Annotated in this window: 18 protein-coding genes; 14 read left to right on the top strand and 4 right to left on the bottom strand. The window is 59.6% G+C overall.

The window, feature by feature from the left end:
• Positions 1-16 precede the first annotated feature (16 nt).
• Entirely contained in the window at positions 17-2,425 is a 2,409-nt protein-coding gene (gene ftsK / locus HX786_RS23610) for a DNA translocase FtsK (protein ID WP_003219614.1), read from the bottom strand.
• Between the two features lie 487 nt (positions 2,426-2,912).
• Between ftsK and aat the strand changes: the two genes are divergently transcribed.
• From aat to infA, 3 genes are all read left to right on the top strand, one after another.
• Entirely contained in the window at positions 2,913-3,593 is a 681-nt protein-coding gene (gene aat / locus HX786_RS23605; RefSeq protein WP_003219611.1) for a leucyl/phenylalanyl-tRNA--protein transferase, read from the top strand.
• 55 nt (positions 3,594-3,648) lie between these two features.
• Positions 3,649-4,356, top strand: coding sequence for an arginyltransferase (locus HX786_RS23600; protein ID WP_003219609.1), 708 nt, complete (start codon positions 3,649-3,651; stop codon positions 4,354-4,356).
• A gap of 100 nt (positions 4,357-4,456) precedes the next feature.
• The gene (infA, locus tag HX786_RS23595; protein ID WP_002553999.1) at positions 4,457-4,675 is read left to right on the top strand and encodes a translation initiation factor IF-1; all 219 of its coding nucleotides are present in this window, start codon (positions 4,457-4,459) and stop codon (positions 4,673-4,675) included.
• Between the two features lie 236 nt (positions 4,676-4,911).
• Here infA and clpA read toward each other — a convergent pair whose 3' ends face one another.
• Positions 4,912-7,182 carry an ATP-dependent Clp protease ATP-binding subunit ClpA gene (gene clpA, locus HX786_RS23590; RefSeq protein WP_003219606.1) on the bottom strand — a complete coding sequence of 757 codons (2,271 nt, stop codon included), beginning with the start codon at positions 7,180-7,182 and terminating at the stop codon, positions 4,912-4,914.
• 29 nt (positions 7,183-7,211) lie between these two features.
• Positions 7,212-7,580, bottom strand: a complete 369-nt coding sequence (gene clpS / locus HX786_RS23585) for an ATP-dependent Clp protease adapter ClpS (protein WP_003219604.1) — start codon at positions 7,578-7,580, stop codon at positions 7,212-7,214.
• Positions 7,581-7,804: 224 nt separating this feature from the next.
• Here clpS and cspD point away from each other — a divergent pair, with 224 nt between their 5' ends.
• The gene (cspD, locus tag HX786_RS23580) at positions 7,805-8,065 is read left to right on the top strand and encodes a cold shock domain-containing protein CspD (protein ID WP_023658953.1); all 261 of its coding nucleotides are present in this window, start codon (positions 7,805-7,807) and stop codon (positions 8,063-8,065) included.
• 69 nt (positions 8,066-8,134) lie between these two features.
• Here the strand turns inward: cspD and icd are convergent, their stop codons facing one another.
• On the bottom strand, positions 8,135-9,391 hold the full coding sequence (gene icd / locus HX786_RS23575; RefSeq protein WP_003219599.1) for an NADP-dependent isocitrate dehydrogenase: 1,257 nt from the start codon (positions 9,389-9,391) through the stop codon (positions 8,135-8,137).
• Between the two features lie 494 nt (positions 9,392-9,885).
• On the opposite strand from icd, the gene HX786_RS23570 reads away from it, so the two are divergent.
• The 10 genes from HX786_RS23570 (at position 9,886) to HX786_RS23525 (ending at position 21,619) form a co-directional block, all read left to right on the top strand.
• Positions 9,886-12,111 carry an NADP-dependent isocitrate dehydrogenase gene (locus HX786_RS23570; RefSeq protein ID WP_087693052.1) on the top strand — a complete coding sequence of 742 codons (2,226 nt, stop codon included), beginning with the start codon at positions 9,886-9,888 and terminating at the stop codon, positions 12,109-12,111.
• 228 nt (positions 12,112-12,339) lie between these two features.
• On the top strand, positions 12,340-12,786 hold the full coding sequence (locus HX786_RS23565) for an NUDIX hydrolase (protein ID WP_008431568.1): 447 nt from the start codon (positions 12,340-12,342) through the stop codon (positions 12,784-12,786).
• Between the two features lie 59 nt (positions 12,787-12,845).
• Entirely contained in the window at positions 12,846-13,970 is a 1,125-nt protein-coding gene (mnmA, locus tag HX786_RS23560; RefSeq protein ID WP_003219588.1) for a tRNA 2-thiouridine(34) synthase MnmA, read from the top strand.
• Positions 13,967-14,590, top strand: coding sequence for a high frequency lysogenization protein HflD (hflD, locus tag HX786_RS23555; RefSeq protein WP_003219586.1), 624 nt, complete (start codon positions 13,967-13,969; stop codon positions 14,588-14,590). The genes mnmA and hflD overlap by 4 nt, the downstream gene beginning before the upstream one ends.
• Before the next feature lie 124 nt (positions 14,591-14,714).
• On the top strand, positions 14,715-16,085 hold the full coding sequence (gene purB, locus HX786_RS23550; protein ID WP_003219584.1) for an adenylosuccinate lyase: 1,371 nt from the start codon (positions 14,715-14,717) through the stop codon (positions 16,083-16,085).
• Between the two features lie 84 nt (positions 16,086-16,169).
• Positions 16,170-17,336, top strand: coding sequence for a cupin domain-containing protein (locus HX786_RS23545; protein WP_003219582.1), 1,167 nt, complete (start codon positions 16,170-16,172; stop codon positions 17,334-17,336).
• Positions 17,329-17,751, top strand: coding sequence for a GNAT family N-acetyltransferase (locus HX786_RS23540; protein WP_003219580.1), 423 nt, complete (start codon positions 17,329-17,331; stop codon positions 17,749-17,751). Before HX786_RS23545 ends, HX786_RS23540 begins: the two co-directional genes overlap by 8 nt.
• Positions 17,752-17,990: 239 nt before the next feature.
• Entirely contained in the window at positions 17,991-18,728 is a 738-nt protein-coding gene (locus HX786_RS23535; RefSeq protein ID WP_003219578.1) for a secretin N-terminal domain-containing protein, read from the top strand.
• 493 nt (positions 18,729-19,221) lie between these two features.
• Positions 19,222-20,547: an isocitrate lyase gene (gene aceA, locus HX786_RS23530; protein WP_003219577.1), complete on the top strand. Its 1,326-nt coding sequence runs from the start codon at positions 19,222-19,224 to the stop codon at positions 20,545-20,547.
• A gap of 658 nt (positions 20,548-21,205) precedes the next feature.
• Positions 21,206-21,619, top strand: a complete 414-nt coding sequence (locus tag HX786_RS23525) for an NADH-quinone oxidoreductase subunit A (RefSeq protein ID WP_003219575.1) — start codon at positions 21,206-21,208, stop codon at positions 21,617-21,619.
• Position 21,620: the final 1 nt, after the last annotated feature.

The following is a 21,620-nucleotide window of genomic DNA, read 5'->3' as shown; positions in this document are numbered from 1 at the left end:
GCCACGCGGCACGTAATCAGTCACGCATCTGCGCTGGCGCAATCACTTCGCGCGAGCCGTTGGTGTTCATCGAGGTGACCACGCCGGCCATTTCCATGGCTTCGATCATGCGGGCAGCGCGGTTGTAGCCAATCTTCAGCTTGCGCTGTACGGCGGAGATCGAGGCGCGGCGGCTTTCAAGCACGAACTGCACCGCTTCGTCGTAGAGCGCATCGGTCTCGGCATCATCGTCGCCACCGCCGCTGCCACCGTCGAAGCCGCTGCCAGCCTCTTCGACGCCGGCGAGGATGTCGTCGTTGTATTCCGGGGCGCCACGCAGTTTCCAGGCTTCCACCACACGGTGCACCTCATCGTCGGAGACGAACGCGCCGTGGACACGGATCGGCAAACTGGTGCCCGGCGGCATGTAGAGCATGTCACCGTGGCCCAGCAGTTGCTCGGCGCCGCCCTGGTCGATGATGGTCCGGGAATCGATCTTGCTCGACACCTGGAACGCCATGCGGGTCGGGATGTTGGCCTTGATCAGGCCGGTGATCACGTCCACCGACGGACGCTGGGTCGCGAGGATCAAGTGGATCCCGGCGGCCCGCGCCTTCTGGGCGATACGGGCGATCAGCTCTTCGACCTTCTTGCCGACGATCATCATCATGTCGGCAAATTCGTCGACCACCACCACGATGGTCGGCAATTTGGTCAACAGCGGCGCTTCGTCGTGGATGCTTTCACGCTTGTACAACGGGTCGGTCAGCGGCGTGCCGGCGTCCTGGGCTTCCTTGACCTTGGCGTTGAAGCCCGACAGGTTACGCACACCCATCTTCGCCATCAGCTTGTAGCGCCGCTCCATCTCGGCAACGCTCCAGCGCAGGGCGTTGGCCGCATCCTTCATGTCGGTCACCACCGGGCACAACAGGTGTGGAATCCCTTCGTAGATCGACAGCTCAAGCATTTTCGGGTCGATCATGATCAGCTTGGCGTCATCCGGGCCCGACTTGAACAGGATCGACAGGATCATCGCGTTCACACCCACCGACTTACCGGAACCGGTGGTACCGGCAACCAGCAAGTGAGGCATTTTCGCCAGGTCGGTGATCACCGGCTTGCCGCCGATGTCGTGGCCCAGGGCCAGGGTGACCGGCGATTTGAAGTTGTCGTATTCCGGGGTCGACAGCACTTCGGAGAAGCGCACGATCTGCCGGTCTTCGTTGGGAATCTCGATACCGACGGTGGTCTTGCCCGGAATCACTTCCACCACCCGCACGCTGGTCACGGCCAGCGAACGCGCCAGATCCTTGGCCAGGTTGGAAATGCGGCTGACCTTGACGCCGGCAGCCGGCTGGATTTCGTAGCGGGTAATCACCGGGCCCGGGTGGATCGAATCCACCGAGACTTCGACGCCGAATTCCTTGAGCTTGATTTCCAGCAGGTGGCCGACGGCCGCCAGGGATTCAGGGGAGTAATTGAGCTGTTTCTTTTCCGCAGGATCAAGAATCGAGATCGGCGGCAAGGTGCCTTCCACGGCGCTGTCGACAAACAACGGCGCCTGTTTCTCTTTCTGCACGCGGTGGCTTGGCTCGGGGGCCTTCGGCGGCGCAGGGGCAATCACCGGCGGCACTTGCTTCTCGCGGTCCGACATGTGCTTGGTCAGGGCCTGCTCGCGTTCGATCAGGCGTTCCTTGACCTTGGCCTGCTCACGCCGGTCCGGCGTGCTCGGGGCTACCACCTCGTTGACGCGGGTATCCACCTCGCGCAGTTGCGCAACCATGCGTTTGCGGTCCACCCGGGCCGACCACCAGCGATTGGCCGCGCCCTGGAACAGTTCGAGCAGGTCGAGGGTGATCTTGCCGGTCACGTCCATGACCTTGAACCAGGACAGGTCGGTAAACACGGTGAGGCCGAACAGGAACAGCGCAATAAACATCAGGGTGCTGCCCTGGATGTTCAGGGTCCTGCGGGCCAGGTCGCCGAGGCTTTCGCCCAGAGCGCCGCCGGCACCGGCCGGCAGACCGGTAGGTGCATGGAAATGGATATGGGCCAGGGCCGCGCCGGACAACACCAGGAACACCAGGCCGATCAGGCGCCAGGAGAACAGCCAGCCGCTCCATTGCCACGGCTCGTGACGCTGGCGGAAGATCTGCCAGGTCTTGATGGCCAGCAGCAACGGGAAGATGTAAGCGAAGTAACCCAGCACCATGAACAGGATGTCGGCGCTGTAGGAGCCGGCCGGACCACCGAAGTTCTGCACGTCTTCGATCTTGCTGTTGTGGCTCCAGCCTGGATCGTCCTTGCCATAGGTGAGCAAGGCCATCATCAGGAACAGGCACAGCGCGCCGATGGCGATTAGTGCACCTTCCTTGAGTCGGTAGTGCAGGTGCTGGCGCCAGGCGGGCACGACTGCGGCTTTAGGTGTTGCGGCGGATTTCTTCAAAACGGGTCTTTTCCTGCGCCTTTAGCGCGTCCATCTGTTGAATGACTGCAAAACACTGCCCAATCCGGGCAGGTAAAAAATGAACGAGTGCCAGTGGAGCTACTTTTAACACCCTGCTACTGATTCATGAAACGGCGATAACGCCCCAATGGCCGCATTGTACGGGTTTGTGCGCGCGATGCCACGCACTTGGCCCTACGTTACACAGCATAGCCAATGCTCAATTTCATAACGTTCAATTTGAGCATGCATTGTCTTTACTGACAAAGGCTTATGAGCTGTTTTTGCCAATCCAGGCTAGCTTGCCGACCGACGTACGCGATTACGACCACGCCCCCGGCATAGAGTTGCAGAAACACCCGTTCATGCTTATCTGCACCGATCCCATGTTCGGGGTAGCCCCAGAGCGTTTCGTCGACAATAATCACAGCTCTTGCAACGGACAACATCGCCGTTTCCGCCCTCCCCTTCCGTAAGCCTGGATGCCATGCTGACCTGGTTACAACGCAACACCCTGACCTTCCCACCGCTGGCCAAGGCCATGCGCGAACCCAATGGCCTGCTCGCGGCCGGTGGCGACCTGTCGGCCGACCGCCTGATCCAGGCCTACCGCCACGGCTGCTTTCCCTGGTTCTCGGAAGGCCAGCCCATCCTCTGGTGGTCGCCCGACCCACGCACCGTACTGTTCCCCGATGAGCTGCACGTTTCCCGCAGCCTCGGCAAATTGTTGCGCCAGCAGCGTTACACGGTGACCTTCGACCAGGACTTCGCTGCGGTCATCCAGGCGTGCGCGGCGCCGCGCAGTTATGCCGATGGCACCTGGATCACCGAAGCCATGCAGAACGCCTACCTACAACTGCACCAGCGCGGTTATGCGCATTCGGTGGAGGTGTGGGACGCGGGCGAACTGGTGGGCGGCCTGTACGGCCTGGCGATGGGCCAGTTGTTTTTCGGCGAGTCCATGTTCAGTCGCGCCGACAACGCCTCGAAATACGGCTTTGCCACCCTGGTTCGGCAACTACAGGCCTGGGGCTTTGTGCTGATCGACTGCCAGATGCCCACCGATCACCTGCACAGCCTCGGCGCCCGCGCCATTCCCCGCAGCGACTTCGCCAACTACCTGCGCGACCATTTGGACCAAACCAGCTCTGCTCCGTGGGTTTCCTAGGCGACTTCCCCACACCTGGCTTACACTTATTTCAAAGCTTATCCGAGGGTTGATCATGACCGAGTTGGCGCGTTTGAAGTTTTATGCCACTCAACCCCACTCATGCAGCTATCTGCCCGATGAGCAGGCCACCACGCTGTTCCTCGACCCCAGCCAGCCGATGGACGTGCATGTGTATGCCGATTTGTCGGAAATGGGCTTCCGGCGCAGCGGCGACCACCTTTACCGGCCGCACTGCCAGAACTGCAACGCCTGCGTACCGGCGCGCATCCCGGTGGCGCAGTTCCTTCCGGACCGCAACCAGAAACGCATCCTGAAGCGCAACGCCGACCTGACCGTTACCGCCACCAAACCCGGCTTCAGCGAAGAATATTTCGACCTTTACCAACGCTACATCGAACAGCGCCACGCCGACGGCGACATGTTCCCGCCCAGCCGCGACCAGTTTTCCACCTTCCTGGTGCGCGATCTGCCCTTCTCGCGCTTCTATGAGTTTCGGCTGGAGGGACGACTGGTGGCGGTCGCCGTGACTGACCTGCTGCCCAATGGCCTGTCGGCGGTCTACACCTTTTATGAGCCCGCCGAGGAACGGCGCAGCCTGGGACGCTTTGCGATCCTGTGGCAGATCGGTGAAGCCTTGCGCCTGGAATTGGAGGCGGTGTACCTCGGATACTGGATAAAAAACTGCAAAAAGATGAACTACAAGACCCAATATCGGCCCATTGAGCTGCTAATTAACCAAAGATGGGTCACGTTGAACTAGAACCTCTTGGCTTAAACACCCTTTTTCGGGCACAATGCACGCCGCTTTTGCCTGGCGCAGTTGCACCGGGCCATTCACTGGATACCGAGGGCTTTACTGCATGTCGAAAGAAGACAGCTTCGAAATGGAAGGCACTGTCGTCGACACCCTGCCCAACACCATGTTTCGTGTGGAGTTGGAAAATGGGCACGTCGTAACCGCGCATATCTCCGGCAAGATGCGCAAGAACTACATTCGTATTCTTACCGGTGACAAAGTGCGCGTCGAACTGACGCCCTATGACCTGAGCAAAGGGCGCATCACTTACCGCGCCCGTTAATCAAGTCAATACAAAACGCCCGGTTATGCCGGGCGTTTTTGTGTGCGCGCGATTTACCTGAAACCAGCAATCCCTTGTGGGAGCGGGCTTGCTCGCGAATGCGGCATATCAGTCACTGACTGTGTCGACTGGCACACCGCATTCGCGAGCAAGCCCGCTCCCACATTTGATCTGCATCGGTTTCAAGACAGCAAAAAGGCGCCTCTCGGCGCCTTTTTGTTTTGTTGCGTCAGCTATCAGGCCATTTCAGCCGTGGTTTCGAAGTCGAAGGTCAACTCGCCGTCCTTCAGATCGATATGCACCACGCCACCATGGTCTGCCAGTTCGCCGAACAGGATCTCTTCCGCCAGTGGGCGCTTGATCTTGTCCTGGATCAGGCGAGCCATTGGCCGAGCGCCCATTGCCGCGTCGTAGCCACCTTCCGCCAGCCAGTTGCGCGCCGCGTCCGAGACTTCCAGCTGCACGCGCTTGTCTTCCAACTGCGCCTGGAGCTCGGTGAGGAACTTGTCCACCACGCTTTTGATGACCTCATGGCTGAGGCGACCAAACTGGATGATGGTGTCCAGGCGGTTGCGGAATTCCGGCGTGAAACTCTTCTTGATCACTTCCATGGCGTCGGAAGAGTGATCCTGATGAGTAAAGCCAATGGAAGCCCGCGCGGCTGTTTCGGCACCGGCGTTGGTGGTCATGATCACGATCACGTTGCGGAAGTCCGCCTTGCGCCCGTTGTTGTCGGTCAGGGTGCCGTGGTCCATGACCTGCAACAGCAGGTTGAAGACTTCCGGGTGCGCCTTCTCGATTTCATCGAGCAGCAGTACGCAATGTGGCTGCTTGGTGATCGCCTCGGTCAACAGGCCGCCCTGGTCGAAGCCGACATAGCCCGGAGGCGCACCGATCAGGCGCGACACGGTGTGACGCTCCATGTACTCGGACATGTCGAAACGCACCAGCTCGATCCCCATGGCCTTGGCCAATTGCCGCGCCGCTTCGGTCTTGCCGACGCCGGTAGGCCCGGCGAACAGGAACGAACCGACCGGCTTGTCCGGCGACTTGAGGCCAGCGCGGGACAGCTTGATCGCGGTGGACAGCGAGTCGATGGCTGCATCCTGACCAAACACCGTCAGCTTGAGGTCGCGCTCCAGGTTACGCAGCAGCTCCCGATCGGAGGTGTTGACGTGTTTTGGCGGAATCCGCGCGATCTTCGCCACGATATCCTCGACCTGAGGCACGTCGATGCGTTTCACACGCTTCTCTACCGGCTGCAGGCGCTGGTAGGCACCCGCCTCGTCGATCACGTCGATGGCCTTGTCCGGCATGTGCCGGTCATTGATGTAGCGCGATGCCAGTTCGGCGGCTGCACGCAGCGCCTCATCGGTGTACTCGATGCCATGGTGCGCTTCAAAGCGCCCCTTGAGCCCGCGCAGGATGCCAATGGTGTCTTCTACCGAAGGCTCGGACACATCCACTTTCTGGAAGCGGCGCGCCAGGGCACGGTCTTTTTCGAAGATCCCGCGGAATTCCTGGAACGTGGTCGAGCCGATGCAACGGATATCGCCCGAAGACAGCAGCGGCTTGAGCAGGTTCGAAGCATCCATCACCCCACCGGAAGCCGCACCGGCACCGATGATGGTGTGGATTTCGTCAATGAACAGGATCGCCTGCGGGCGTTTTTTCAGCTCACCGAGCAGCGCCTTGAAGCGCTTCTCGAAGTCGCCACGGTACTTGGTCCCGGCGAGTAACGCGCCCAGGTCAAGGGAGTAGACGACGCTGTTGGCCAGCAGGTCGGGCACCTGGTTATCAACAATGCGTTTGGCCAGGCCTTCGGCAATCGCGGTTTTACCCACGCCTGCCTCACCGACCAACAACGGGTTGTTCTTGCGGCGACGCGCCAGGATCTGCGCCACGCGCTCAACTTCCAGCTCACGCCCTACCAGCGGATCGATCCGCCCCTGGCGCGCCAGTTCGTTGAGGTTGCTGGCATAAGCGTCCAGCGGGTTGCTCGAAGAAGAAGACTCACCGCCCTCGTCATCCTGCATATCCTGCTCACCTTCCGAGTGATCGCCATGCCCCGGCACCTTGGAAATGCCATGGGCGATGTAGTTGACGACATCAATACGGGCAACGCTTTGCTGCTTGAGCAGGAACACAGCCTGGCTTTCCTGCTCGCTGAAGATCGCCACGAGCACATTGGCCCCTGTGACTTCGCGCTTGCCGGAGCTCTGTACGTGGAAAACGGCACGCTGCAGTACCCGCTGGAAGCCCAGGGTTGGCTGGGTCTCGCGGTCCTCGTCATGAACGGGGATCAACGGCGTGGTGGAGTCGATAAACTCCTGCAGGTCATGCTTGAGTTTGTCGAGATTGGCACCACACGCACGCAGTACGGTGGCGGCAGCTTCGTTATCCAAAAGTGCCAGCAGCAGGTGTTCGACGGTCATGAATTCATGACGCTTCGAACGGGCCTCCTTGAAGGCAAGATTGAGGGTGACTTCGAGCTCGCGGTTTAACATAGCTTCACCTCATACCCAAGTGGTCGGAGTTAACCGTCCTTCTCGATTTCACAGAGTAGCGGATGCTGGCTTTCCCTGGCGTACTGGTTGACCTGCATGGCCTTTGTCTCGGCGATGTCGCGGGTAAACACTCCACATACTGCCCGTCCTTCTGTGTGAACGGCCAGCATTACCTTGGTCGCCAACTCGCGGTTCAGGTTAAAAAACACCTCGAGCACTTCGACGACGAAATCCATCGGTGTGTAGTCATCATTGAACAAAACCACCTTGTACATCGGCGGCGCCTGTAAAGCAGGCTTGGCCTCCTGGACAGCAATGCCTGCAGAACCGTCGTCGTCTTCTTGATGATCCGGGCGATCCTGATTGAATGTTAGTCGAATCTGGCTGATTGCATGCATGGAAAGAAAGGTTCGTCAGTGGTTCAAATACAGTGGTGGGGGCGACCTGTCAGAATTTCAACTCTGACCGACTGGTCGCCTTGACTATCGGCAAATCAGTGTTACAACCAATAGAACCCACAGTGGGTAAAAAAGGTCCGCGCAGTCAACCTTATTTATTCGGGTTAGGACGGATAAACTGGATGATACTCCAGTGATGGAGTCTGGTGCAGAGGGATATGGGCATGGCGAGCGGTAAGGTCAAGTGGTTCAACAATGCCAAGGGTTACGGCTTCATCAACGAAGACGACAAGACTGACGACCTATTTGCGCATTACTCGGCTATCCAAATGGATGGCTACAAGACACTAAAGGCAGGGCAACCGGTTTCCTTCGACATCATTCAGGGACCCAAGGGCTTGCACGCAGTGAATATCAGCGCTCCAGTCAGCGCCACTACCCCCAAAGAGGGCGTCGCTCAAAAATCAAAAAGACAACTGGCCTGATCAGCCACTGAGCAAACGCTCTAAAAAAAACCGGCCCATAAGGCCGGTTTTTTACGCCTCTGTATCAGCTTACATATGCGAAATCAGCGCATCCCCGAACGCCGACGACGACAGCAACTTGGCGCCGTCCATCAAGCGGTGGAAGTCATAGGTCACGGTCTTGGCCGAAATTGCGCCGTTGGTGCCCTTGATGATCAGGTCGGCCGCTTCGGTCCAGCCCATGTGGCGCAACATCATTTCCGCCGACAGGATCAGCGAACCCGGGTTGACCTGGTCCTTGCCGGCATACTTCGGCGCAGTACCGTGGGTGGCTTCGAACATCGCCACGGTGTCGGACAGGTTGGCGCCCGGCGCAATACCGATACCGCCCACTTCCGCCGCCAGGGCGTCGGACAGATAGTCACCGTTAAGGTTAAGGGTGGCGATCACGTCGTATTCGGCCGGGCGCAGCAGGATCTGCTGGAGCATGGCGTCGGCAATGGCGTCCTTGACCACCACATTCTTGCCGGTGCGCGGGTTCTTGAATTGCATCCACGGGCCGCCATCCAACAGGGTCGCACCGAACTCTTCGGCCGCCACTTCGTAGGCCCATTCCTTGAAGGCACCTTCGGTGAACTTCATGATGTTGCCTTTGTGCACAATGGTCAGCGAGTCGCGGTCGTTATCCACGACATACTGCAAGGCCTTGCGCGCCAGGCGCTTGGTGCCTTCCAGGGACACCGGCTTGATGCCGATCCCGCAGTTCTGGTCGAAACGGATCTTGGTGACGCCCATCTCTTCCTTCAGGAACTTGATGACCTTGATCGCTTCCGGGGAGCCGGCTTTCCACTCGATGCCGGCGTAAATATCCTCGGAGTTCTCGCGGAAGATGGTCATGTCCACATCGCCTGGCTTCTTGACCGGGCTTGGCACGCCTTCGAACCAGCGCACCGGGCGCAGGCACACATAAAGGTCGAGCTGTTGGCGCAGGGCCACGTTCAGCGAACGGATACCGCCACCGACTGGGGTGGTCAGCGGGCCCTTGATGGAAACCACGTAGTCCTTGACCGCATCCAGGGTTTCCTGGGGCAGCCAGGTGTCCTGGTCGTAAACCTGGGTGGCCTTTTCGCCGGCATACACCTCCATCCAGGAGATTTTGCGCTTGCCGCCATAAGCCTTGTTAACAGCTGCATCGACCACCTTGATCATCACCGGGCTGATGTCGACGCCAATACCGTCACCCTCGATGAAGGGGATGATCGGGTTGTCAGGAACATTGAGAGAATGGTCTGCATTGACGGTGATTTTGTCGCCGACTGCCGGAACCTGAATCTTCTTGTATCCCATGCTGAACTCCATCTATGGATTGAACATCTGGCTGCGTTCGAGCCTACTCCAGATAAATGAGGACTGAAACCTCAGGCCCTGCACATTTGCGTCGAAAACAGCATATTTAGCGGCCTACAAGCTTGAAAGCAAAGGGAAAAGCGCCAATCTTGAGCACATCATGCGACTTTAGGCGCAACCCGCTGCCTGCGACCTTTAGACCAATGGACGACACACCTTTTGTATGAAGGCTCGGCGTAAGCATAGCGACCTATGTATAATGCCGCCGCTGACCAAAGAGTCACGACGGCCGACCGCTCTAGACAGACGCCCTCCGCCAGAAAAGCCGAGCTACTACAGTAGCTCACCCGCTTGACGCTCGACTGATGCAACCCAACATCACCGCGAAGAAACTTCGACATTTCGCTCATGGATGACTTTGAACGAACGCGCTTTACCCGGCGCATCTCGAGTTTCTGCGCATGCTTTCAGCAAAGAAGAGAGTTAATCCGAATATGCCCACCCGCTCGAAGATCATCTACACCTTCACCGACGAAGCCCCAGCCCTCGCCACCTATTCACTGCTGCCTATCGTAGAGGCCTTCACCGCTTCCGCTGATATTGCCGTGGAAACCCGCGACATTTCCCTGGCCGCGCGCATCCTCGCAAGCTTCCCCGAGCAACTGGGCGCCAAGGCCGTGCCGGACCACCTCGCCGAACTGGGCGACCTGGCCGTTACCCCTGAAGCCAACATCATCAAGCTGCCGAACATCAGTGCCTCGACCCCTCAGCTGCAAGCTGCGATCAAGGAACTGCAGGCCCAGGGCTACGCCCTGCCGGACTACCCGGAAACCGTAACCACCGACGCGGAAAAAGAAACCCGTGCACGTTACGACAAGGTCAAGGGCAGCGCCGTGAACCCGGTACTGCGCGAAGGCAACTCCGACCGCCGCGCCCCGCTGTCGGTCAAGAACTACGCTCGCAAGCACCCGCACAAAATGGGCGCCTGGGCTGCCGACTCCAAGTCCCACGTTGCCCACATGAGCAACGGCGACTTCTACGGCAGCGAGAAAGCCGTTCAGATCGAAGGCGCTGATGCCGTCAAGATCGAACTGATCGCCAAGGACGGTACCGCTACCGTCCTGAAGGAAAAAACCAGCGTACAAGCTGGCGAGATCATCGACACCGCCGTGCTGAGCAAGAAAGCCCTGCGCAGCTTCATCGCCGCTGAAATCGAAGACGCCAAGAAACAAGGCGTGCTGCTGTCGGTTCACCTGAAAGCCACCATGATGAAGGTTTCCGACCCGATCATGTTCGGCCAGATCGTTGCCGAGTTCTATAAAGACGCGCTGGCCAAGCACGCTGTGGTGCTGGAGCAGATCGGCTTCAACCTGAACAACGGCATCGGCGACCTGTACGCTCGCATCAAGGCCCTGCCGGCCGATCAGCAAGCGCAGATCGAAGCCGACATCCAGGCGGTATACGCTGCTCGCCCTTCCCTGGCGATGGTCAACTCCGACAAAGGCATCACCAACCTGCACGTGCCGAGCGACGTCATCGTCGACGCCTCGATGCCTGCCATGATCCGTGACTCCGGCAAGATGTGGGGCACCGACGGCCAGCTGCACGACACCAAGGCGGTGATCCCGGATCGCTGCTACGCCACTATCTACCAGGCAGTGATCGAAGACTGCAAGGCCAATGGCGCCTTCGACCCAACTACCATGGGCAGCGTGCCAAACGTTGGCCTGATGGCGAAAAAAGCCGAAGAGTACGGCTCCCACGACAAGACCTTCCAGATCAAGGCTGACGGCGTAGTCCGCGTCACCGACAGCAAGGGCAACCTGCTGATGGAACAGGCTGTTGAAGCCGGCGACATCTTCCGCATGTGCCAGACCAAAGACGCGCCGATCCAGGACTGGGTCAAACTGGCCGTCAACCGCGCCCGCGCCAGCAACACCCCGGCCATCTTCTGGCTGGACCCACAGCGCGCGCACGATGGCGTCGTGGTCGAGAAAGTTCAGGCTTACCTGAAAGACCACAACACCGAAGGCCTGGACATCCGCATCATGTCGCCGGTCGACGCGATGAAGTTCACCCTGGAGCGTACCCGCAAGGGCCTGGACACCATCTCGGTGACCGGCAACGTTCTGCGCGACTACCTGACCGACCTGTTCCCGATCATGGAACTGGGCACCAGCGCCAAGATGCTGTCGATCGTGCCGCTGATGAACGGTGGCGGCCTGTTCGAAACCGGCGCTGGCGGCTCGGCTCCGAAGCACGTGCAGCAACTGGTTGAAGAGAACTTTCTGCGCTGGGATTCCCTGGGCGAGTTCCTCGCCCTGGCCGCATCCCTCGAGCATTTGGGTGTGACGTACAACAACCCGAAAGCCCTGGTGCTGTCCAAGACCCTGGACCAGGCCACCGGCCAGTTCCTCGACAACAACAAGTCGCCATCGCGCAAAGTCGGCAACATCGACAACCGCGGCAGCCACTTCTACCTGGCGCTGTACTGGGCTCAAGCCCTGGCGGCCCAGACCGAAGACACTGCATTGCAAGCGCAGTTTGGCGAACTGGCCAAGACCCTGACCGCGAATGAGGCAACCATCGTTGCCGAGCTCAACGCTGTCCAGGGCAAGCCAGTGGACATCGGTGGCTACTACGCACCGAACGCCGAGCTGACCAGCAAGGCCATGCGCCCAAGCGCCACCCTCAACGCGGCAATCGCTGCGCTGGTGTAAGGTTGTAAGGATGCAAAGAAGCCCCGGCCCTGTGCCGGGGTTTCTGTTTCTGGACATGGCGCTTTTATTGAAGAAACCCAATCAAAATGTGGGAGCGGGCTTGCTCGCGAATGCGGTGGATCAGTCAATACCTCTTTAACTGACACGCCGTATTCGTGAGCAAGCCCGCTCCCACACTGAATGCAATCGCGCCTGAAGACAGCGTTACACCTTGAATCGAGGCACTTTATGACCTGGCTACCTCACATCACCGTCGCCACCATCGTCGAAGACAACGGCCGCTTCCTGATGGTCGAAGAACTCAAGGGCGGCCGCGCCGTGCTCAACCAGCCCGCCGGTCACCTCGACCCGAACGAAACCCTGACCGAGGCCGCCGTGCGCGAAACCCTCGAAGAGACCGGCTGGGACGTCGAAGCCACCGGGATTGTCGGGATTTACCTGTACACCGCTCCCAGCAATGGCGTGACCTATCAGCGCGTATGCTTCATCGCCAAGGCCCTGCAACACCACCCGGACTACCCACTGGACGACGGTATTCTGCGCGCCCGCTGGCTGACCCGTGACGAATTGATGGCCCTGCGCGAAGACTGGCGCAGCGAGCTGATTATCCGCTGCATCGACGATTATCTGGCCGGCCAGCGCCACAGCCTCGAATTGATCCGCCCTTCTCTTTAGCCTTGCAGACGCGAGCCTGCTAGAATCGCGTCCTTTTTAAAGACTCCCGTTGAAATCCTATGCGTGATCCAGCCCCTTCTGACACACAAAAGAAGCGCGTCATCGTCGGTATGTCCGGCGGCGTGGATTCTTCCGTTTCCGCCGTTCTGCTCATGGAGCAGGGTTATGAGGTGGAAGGCCTGTTCATGAAGAACTGGGAAGAAGACGATGGAACGGAATATTGCACCGCCATGGACGACCTGGCGGATGCCCAGGCCGTCTGCGACAAAATCGGCATCAAGCTGCACACCGCCAACTTCGCCGCCGAGTACTGGGACAACGTGTTCGAGCACTTCCTGGCCGAATACAAGGCCGGCCGCACGCCGAACCCGGACATCCTGTGTAACCGCGAGATCAAGTTCAAGGCGTTCCTCGACTACGCGATGATCCTCGGTGCCGATCTGATTGCTACTGGCCACTACGTGCGCCGTCGCGACATCGATGGCCGCACCGAACTGCTCAAGGGCCTGGACGCCAACAAGGACCAGAGCTACTTCCTGCACGCCGTCGGCGGCGAACAGATCGCCAAGACACTGTTCCCGGTGGGCGAGCTGGAAAAGCCCGAAGTGCGCGCCATTGCCGAGAAACACGGCCTGGCCACCGCCAAGAAGAAGGATTCCACCGGGATCTGCTTTATCGGCGAGCGCCGTTTCAGCGACTTCCTCAAGCAGTACCTGCCGGCGCAACCGGGCGAGATCAAGACCACCGAAGGCGAGATCATCGGCCGTCACCACGGCTTGATGTACCACACCATCGGCCAGCGCCAGGGCCTGGGCATCGGCGGCTTGAAAGACGCCGGCGAAGAGCCGTGGTACGTGCTGGTCAAGGACCTGGAGCACAACGAGCTGATCGTGGGCCAGGGCAATGACCACCCATGGCTGTTCTCCCGCGCCCTGCTCGCCTCGGACATCTACTGGGTCAACCCGGTGGACCTCAGCAGCCCGCGCCGCCTGACGGCCAAAGTGCGCTATCGCCAGAGCGACCAGCCCTGCACCCTGGAAAAAACCGCCACCGGCTATCGCGCCACCTTCGACGACCCGCAGCGCGCCGTAACGCCGGGCCAATCGGTAGTGTTCTATGACGGAGAGATTTGCCTGGGGGGCGGTGTGATCGAAGTTGCCGAACCCTGGAGCAGCCAGGCATGAGCCCGACCCAGGAGCAACTGACGGCACTGGGCGGCGTGTTTCTCGCCGCGGTGCTGGTGGACAAGATCGCCAAGACCGGCCAGGTCACCGAGGCAGGCCTGACCTGTATGCTCGGCAGCCTGCTGATCCGCGACCCGAAGGACACCCTGGAAGTGTACGGCGGCGATGACCTGGCCCTGCGCGAAGGTTATCGCGCACTGGTCGGCGCCCTCGAGCGCGATCCAAGCACCTTGCAGCGCGAGCCGCTGCGCTACGCCCTGTCGATGCTCGGCCTGGAGCGTCAATTGGCCAAGCGCGACGACCTGCTGGACACCATCGGCAAGCGCCTGCCGCAGATCCAGTCCCAGGTCGAGCATTTTGGCCCGGCCCACGAAAACGTGATCGCAGCCTGTGGCGCCCTGTACCAGGACACCCTGAGCACCTTGCGCCAGCGGATCCAGGTGCACGGCGATATGCGCAACCTGCAACAACCGAACAACGCCTCGAAAATCCGCGCCCTGCTGTTGGCCGGTATTCGTTCGGCGCGGTTATGGCGCCAATTGGGCGGTCATCGCTGGCAGTTGGTGGTCAGCCGACGCAAATTGCTGAAAGAGCTTTACCCGTTGATGCGCAACGAATAAGTCGCAGCAACCGATTTTTTTATAGCCCCACGCGTAATACGCCGGTCAGTTGGCAACGGACCGGCGGATTTTTTCATGTATGATACGCGCCCCATTTCGTTGCCCGACTGTCCGAGAACACCCCATGCAGCTTTCTTCGCTCACTGCGGTTTCCCCTGTTGACGGCCGCTACGCCGGCAAAACCCAGGCCCTGCGCCCTATTTTCAGCGAATACGGCTTGATCCGTGCTCGTGTTCTGGTTGAAGTGCGCTGGCTCCAGCGCCTGGCCGCTCACCCTGGCATCAGCGAAGTGCCGGCGTTCTCTGCCGAAGCCAACGCTGTGCTGAACGCCCTGGCGGAAAACTTCGCTCTGGAGCACGCCGAGCGTGTCAAAGAGATCGAGCGCACCACCAACCACGACGTTAAAGCCATCGAATACCTGCTCAAAGAGCAAGCGGCCAAGCTGCCGGAACTGGCCAAGGTCAGCGAGTTCATCCACTTTGCCTGCACCAGCGAGGACATCAACAACCTGTCCCACGCCCTGATGCTGCGCGAAGGCCGTGATGACGTGATGCTGCCACTGATGCGCCAGACTGCCGACGCCATCCGCGAACTGGCGATCCGTTTCGCCGACGTTCCGATGCTGTCGCGCACCCACGGCCAGCCGGCTTCGCCGACCACCCTGGGGAAAGAACTGGCCAACGTGGTGTACCGCCTGGAGCGCCAGATCGCTCAAGTCGCGGCCGTACCGCTGCTGGGCAAGATCAACGGCGCCGTAGGCAACTACAACGCCCACCTGTCGGCCTATCCTGAGATCGACTGGGAAGAAAACGCCCGCGCCTTCATCGAAGACGAACTGGGCCTGGGTTTCAACCCGTACACCACGCAAATCGAACCCCACGACTACATCGCCGAGCTGTTCGACGCGATTGCGCGCTTCAACACCATCCTGATCGACTTCGATCGCGATATCTGGGGCTACATCTCCCTGGGCTACTTCAAGCAGCGCACCATTGCCGGCGAAATCGGTTCATCGACCATGCCGCACAAGGTCAACCCGATCGACTTCGAAAACTCCGAAGGCAACCTCGGGATCGCCAACGCCCTGTTCCAGCACCTGGCCAGCAAGTTGCCAATCTCCCGCTGGCAGCGCGACCTGACCGACTCCACCGTACTGCGCAACCTCGGCGTGGGCTTCGCCCACAGCGTGATCGCGTACGAAGCCAGCCTCAAAGGCATCAGCAAACTGGAGCTCAACGAGCAGAAGATCGCCGCCGACCTGGACGCTTGCTGGGAAGTCCTGGCCGAGCCGATCCAGACCGTGATGCGCCGCTATAACATCGAAAACCCGTACGAGAAGCTCAAAGAGCTGACCCGCGGCAAGGGCATCACCTCCGAAGCGCTGCAAACTTTCATTGACGGCCTGGACATGCCAGCCGCCGCCAAGGCCGAGCTGAAACTGCTCACCCCGGCCAACTACATCGGCAACGCTGTGGCTCAAGCCAAACGCATCTGATAGAAGCTTGACCCCTTGAGACGCCCGGCAGCGCCGGGCGTTTTTATTCCCGTCTGAAAAGTGCTTTTTTTCAATAGGTTACACATGAATCCTGACATTCCTCTTCAACTTCTGGGCGGCATCACGGCACGGGAATTCCTGCGCGACTACTGGCAGAAAAAACCCCTGCTGATCCGCCAGGCCATCCCTGACTTCGAAAGCCCGATCGACGCCGACGAACTGGCCGGCCTGGCGCTGGAAGAAGAAGTCGAGTCGCGCCTGATCATCGAACACGGCGAACGCCCGTGGGAGTTGCGCCGCGGCCCGTTCGCCGAAGATGCCTTCAGCACCCTGCCCGAGCGCGAGTGGACCCTGCTGGTGCAGGCGGTCGACCAGTTCGTGCCGGAAGTGGCCGAACTGCTGGAAAACTTCCGCTTCCTGCCAAGCTGGCGCATTGACGATGTGATGATCAGCTACGCCGCCCCGGGTGGCAGCGTGGGCCCGCACTTCGACAACTACGACGTGTTCCTGCTGCAAGGTTCCGGCAAGCGCAACTGGAAGATCGGCCAGATGTGCAACTCCGAAAGCCCGCTGCTGCAACACGCGGACCTGCGCATCCTCGCTGAATTCGAAGAGACCGCCGAATGGGTGCTGGAACCGGGCGACATGCTCTACCTGCCGCCCCGCCTGGCCCACTGCGGCGTGGCCGTGGATGATTGCATGACCTACTCCGTAGGCTTCCGCGCCCCGAGCGCCGCTGAAGTGCTGACCCACTTCACCGACTTCCTCAGCCAGTACCTGACTGACGAAGAGCGCTACACCGACGCCGATGCCCAGCCGGTCAGCGACCCGCACCAGATCCAGGGCGACGCCCTCGACCGCCTGAAAAGCCTGTTGGCCGAGCACATGAGCGACGAGCGCATGCTGCTGACCTGGTTCGGCCAGTTCATGACCGAGCCGCGCTACCCGGAACTGGTCGCCGGCCCGGAAGTGGAAGAAGAAGACCTGCTGGGCAGCCTGGAAAACGGCGCCGTGCTGATCCGCAACCCGAGCGCCCGCCTGGCCTGGTCCGAAGTCGACGACGACCTGCTGCTGTTCGCCAGCGGCCAGAGCCGCCTGTTGCCGGGCAAGCTGCGGGAACTGCTGAAGCTGGTGTGCGCCGCCGACGCCCTGCACATCGACAACCTCGGCCCATGGCTGGCGGATGAAGATGGCTGCGCCCTGCTGTGGGAACTGGTCAAGCAAGGAAGCCTGGGGTTTGCCGATGAATAAGATTCACGTAAGTGTCGCGGACTGGCAAAAGGATATCGCCGAGATACGGCGCATTCGTGAAGCGGTATTTATCGCTGAACAATCGGTTCCACCGGAGCTGGAATGGGATGCAGACGACGCGAGTGCCGTGCATTTCCTGGCGTTCGAAGGCGACTTTCCCATCGGTACTGCACGCCTGCTGCCTACCGGCGAGATCGGCCGCGTGTCGGTTCTCAAGGACTGGCGCGGCCTGAAGGTCGGCGACAAGCTGATGGAAGCGGTGATCGGCGTGGCCGAGAAACGCGGCCAGACCCGGCAGATCCTCAGTGCACAGGTCCATGCGGCGCCATTTTATGAGCGCCTGGGCTTCAAGATTGTCAGCGATGAGTTCCTGGAAGTCGGGATTCCTCACGTTGATATGGTGCGCGAGGGCTGATCCGAGACCGCGCCGCGCCCTTCGCAGGCAAGCCAGCTCCCACATTCGATCCAGTACATCCTTTGGAATGAGGTCAAATGTGGGAGCGGGCTTGCTCGCGAAGGCGCCATCAGCAACACCTCAAAAGGCCCTGCCATCCCCCGATGCCAGGGCCTTTTGCCGTCCAGGATTCAACTTGCACCCCGCCAGGCCGACAAACTGGCAATATCTAGCCTAAATGACTCGCAGAGATAACGGACATGTCCCTACGCACCCTGCTCACCCTGTTGCTCCTGGCCACCAGTTTCTCGGTGATGGCCGCCACCGAAGTCGTGCCCCTGAGCAACCGCACCAGCGCCGACCTGCTGCCGGTGGCGCAGAACTTTATCGGCAAGGACGGCACCGTCAGCGCCTACGGCAACCAACTGATCGTGAATGCCGAGCCCGACAAGATCCAGGGCCTGCGCGCCCTGCTCGCGCAACTGGACACGCCTTCCAAGCGCCTGCTGATCACCGTCGACACCAACGAAAACAACCAGCAGAGCAACGGCAATAACCAAACCCAGGTCATCACCTACAGCACCGAGAGCCGTGACGGCGGGATCCAGCAGATCCAGGCCAGCGAAGGCGTGCCCGCGCTGATCCAGGTCGGCCAGAGCGTGCCCCTCACCACTACCCAGCCCGATGCCTACGGCCGGCCGCAGAACCAGACCCAGTATCGCAACGTAACCCAGGGCTTCTACGTGACGGCCAGCGTCACCGGCGAGACCGTTCACCTGAGCATCAGTACCAATCGTGACCGCATGAGCCAAGAACGTCCCGATGTAGTGAACGTGCAAAGTACCGACACAACTGTCAGCGGACGCCTGGGCGAGTGGATCACCCTGGCCGGGATCAACCGCCAGACCCAGGCCGACAAAAGTACTACAACCCGCAGCTACTCTACTCAAGGGCGCGATGACCTGACATTGCGGGTCAAAGTCGACACGCTGAACTGAAGCACCAAAAACTGACTGGCGAGTCGTATTAGACTAAAGATGTAGTGCTTTAAAAAAAGCACTACAAAACATTTGACGATCCAAAAAAGCATGGGCATGATGGCCTCGCTCCCGCTAATCAGGGGCCCTGGCAAGGGCCTTCGGATCGTCGCTCAAAGCCACCCACCTGAGCCGATTCGTGTCTGTACCGCCCACAAGGTGTGTTTGACGAGGTTGCGACTGGAACGAAGTTGTCCCGAGGGACGGAAGCTAACCAGGTAACCCGGCAACACACTGATGGATCGTACAAAGGCCCACGACGCCCGAAGACTGTTCGCAGTTCGCCCTTACCTGCTCAACTCCCCCTTGAGCCACTCGTTCATCCCGTCGCCTTCCCCGCCAAGCCTGACTTGACCGCCTAAGCTTCTGGTCAGCGAGCAGCCATAACCACGCACTGATACGTGGCTGGCAAATGGAATTTTCCACCTAGACCTATGCGACGAGGTTTTTCCCCATGGCACTGACACGCGAACAGCAAATTGCAGCCCTTGAAAAAGACTGGGCTGAAAACCCACGCTGGAAAGGCGTGACCCGCGCTTATTCCGCTGCTGACGTCGTCCGCCTGCGTGGCTCGGTTCAACCTGAGCACACCTTTGCAAAACTCGGCGCCGAGAAGCTGTGGAAGCTGGTCACCCAGGGTGCCAAGCCGTCCTTCCGTCCCGAAAAAGATTTCGTCAACTGCATGGGCGCCCTGACTGGCGGCCAAGCGGTTCAACAGGTCAAAGCCGGTATCCAGGCGATCTACCTGTCTGGCTGGCAAGTGGCAGCGGACAACAACTCCGCTGAATCCATGTACCCCGACCAATCGCTGTACCCGGTGGACTCCGTGCCAACCGTGGTCAAGCGCATCAACAACTCGTTCCGCCGTGCCGACCAGATCCAGTGGAAAGCCGGTAAAGGCCCGGGCGATGAAGGCTACATCGACTACTTCGCACCGATCGTTGCAGACGCTGAAGCCGGTTTCGGTGGCGTACTGAACGCCTACGAGCTGATGAAGAGCATGATCGAGGCAGGCGCTGCCGGCGTTCACTTCGAAGACCAGCTGGCTTCGGTGAAGAAATGCGGCCACATGGGCGGCAAGGTACTGGTTCCAACCCAGGAAGCTGTTCAGAAGCTGACGGCTGCTCGTCTGGCTGCTGACGTTGCTGGCACTCCGACCATCATCCTGGCCCGTACCGATGCCAACGCGGCTGATTTGCTGACCTCGGATTGCGACCCGTACGACCAGCCGTTCGTGACTGGCGAACGTACCCAGGAAGGTTTCTATAAAGTGCGCGCCGGTCTCGACCAGGCGATCGCTCGTGGCCTGGCCTACGCGCCGTACGCCGACCTGATCTGGTGCGAAACCGCCAAGCCGGACCTGGACGAAGCTCGCCGCTTTGCCGAAGCCATCAAGAAGGAATACCCGGATCAACTGCTGTCCTACAACTGCTCGCCTTCCTTCAACTGGAAGAAGAACCTGGACGACGCGACCATCGCCAAGTTCCAGCGTGAACTGTCTGCCATGGGCTACAAGCACCAATTCATCACCCTGGCCGGCATTCACAACATGTGGCACAGCATGTTCAACCTGGCGCACGACTACGCCCGCAACGACATGACTGCCTACGTGAAGCTGCAGGAACAAGAGTTCGCTGATGCTGCCAAGGGTTACACCTTTGTGGCGCACCAGCAGGAAGTGGGCACCGGCTACTTCGACGACATGACCACCGTGATCCAGGGCGGCACCTCGTCCGTGACTGCGCTGACCGGTTCGACCGAAGAAGAGCAGTTCCACTAAGTACTGAGTACACGGCCACTGCGGCCCCACGGAAGACCTAACCGCAGTGCCGCACAGCAATCACGCCCCGACTGGTTCGGGGCGTTTTTTTGCACTGATGAAACCCTGCCTGACACAACACAGATCAAAATGTGGGAGCGGGCTTGCTCGCGAATGCGGTGTATCAGTCAACAGATTCATTGGCTGACCCACTGCATTCGCGAGCAAGCCCGCTCCCACAAGGGGAATGTGTGCATTCTGAAAATTTGTGCAAAACATTGATCTAGAGCGGTATCTGCATCAACCAGATCGGTTAAAAGATCTCCGTCAGCAACTAAGCGACAATCTAGCAAGTAACGGCAACTTCCCCCGCCACACGAGAAACATTCGCTTAAACCCCACGCAAACAATATTCATTATCATTTAGAGTATGAAAACTTCTTTACCGGTTAAACAAAACACAATTCGTGAAAAGCCCGCTAATGCCCGCAGCACAAGGGCTACAGCCCCAAGAAGGTGCACTATGTCCTTATTCCAACGAATAATTTCGCTATAGGAATTTTACTTGCCCGGTGTTTAGCCATAAAATCACCGCGATTGATTGCGCTGCGACATATCGTCACTGCATCGTTACTTTTTCGAGCTCAGAGACCTTTGCTCTCTGTTAAGGATTTCCAGCATGACCGAAGCGACAGGACTCATGGCCCACAACTGGGGCTTTGCCATTTTCCTCCTCGGTGTAGTCGGCCTTTGCGCCTTCATGCTCGGCGTCTCCAGCCTCCTCGGGTCAAAAGCCTGGGGCCGCAGCAAAAACGAACCGTTCGAGTCCGGCATGCTACCTACAGGTGGCGCCCGCTTGCGGCTCTCAGCCAAATTCTATCTGGTCGCGATGCTCTTCGTGATCTTCGACATCGAAGCCCTTTTTCTCTTTGCCTGGTCTGTGTCCGTCCGCGAAAGCGGCTGGACCGGATTCGTCGAAGCCCTCGTTTTCATAGCAATTCTGTTGGCAGGCCTTGTCTACCTATTTCGAGTGGGCGCCCTTGACTGGGCTCCGGAAGCTCGTCGCAAGCGGCAAGCGAAGCTGAAACAATGAG

This window comes from Pseudomonas sp. 21615526 (assembly GCF_013386245.1).
Taxonomy (GTDB): Bacteria; Pseudomonadota; Gammaproteobacteria; order Pseudomonadales; family Pseudomonadaceae; genus Aquipseudomonas.
Note: the sequence above shows the minus strand (reverse complement) of the source record. Positions and strands in the feature narration are given on the sequence as shown.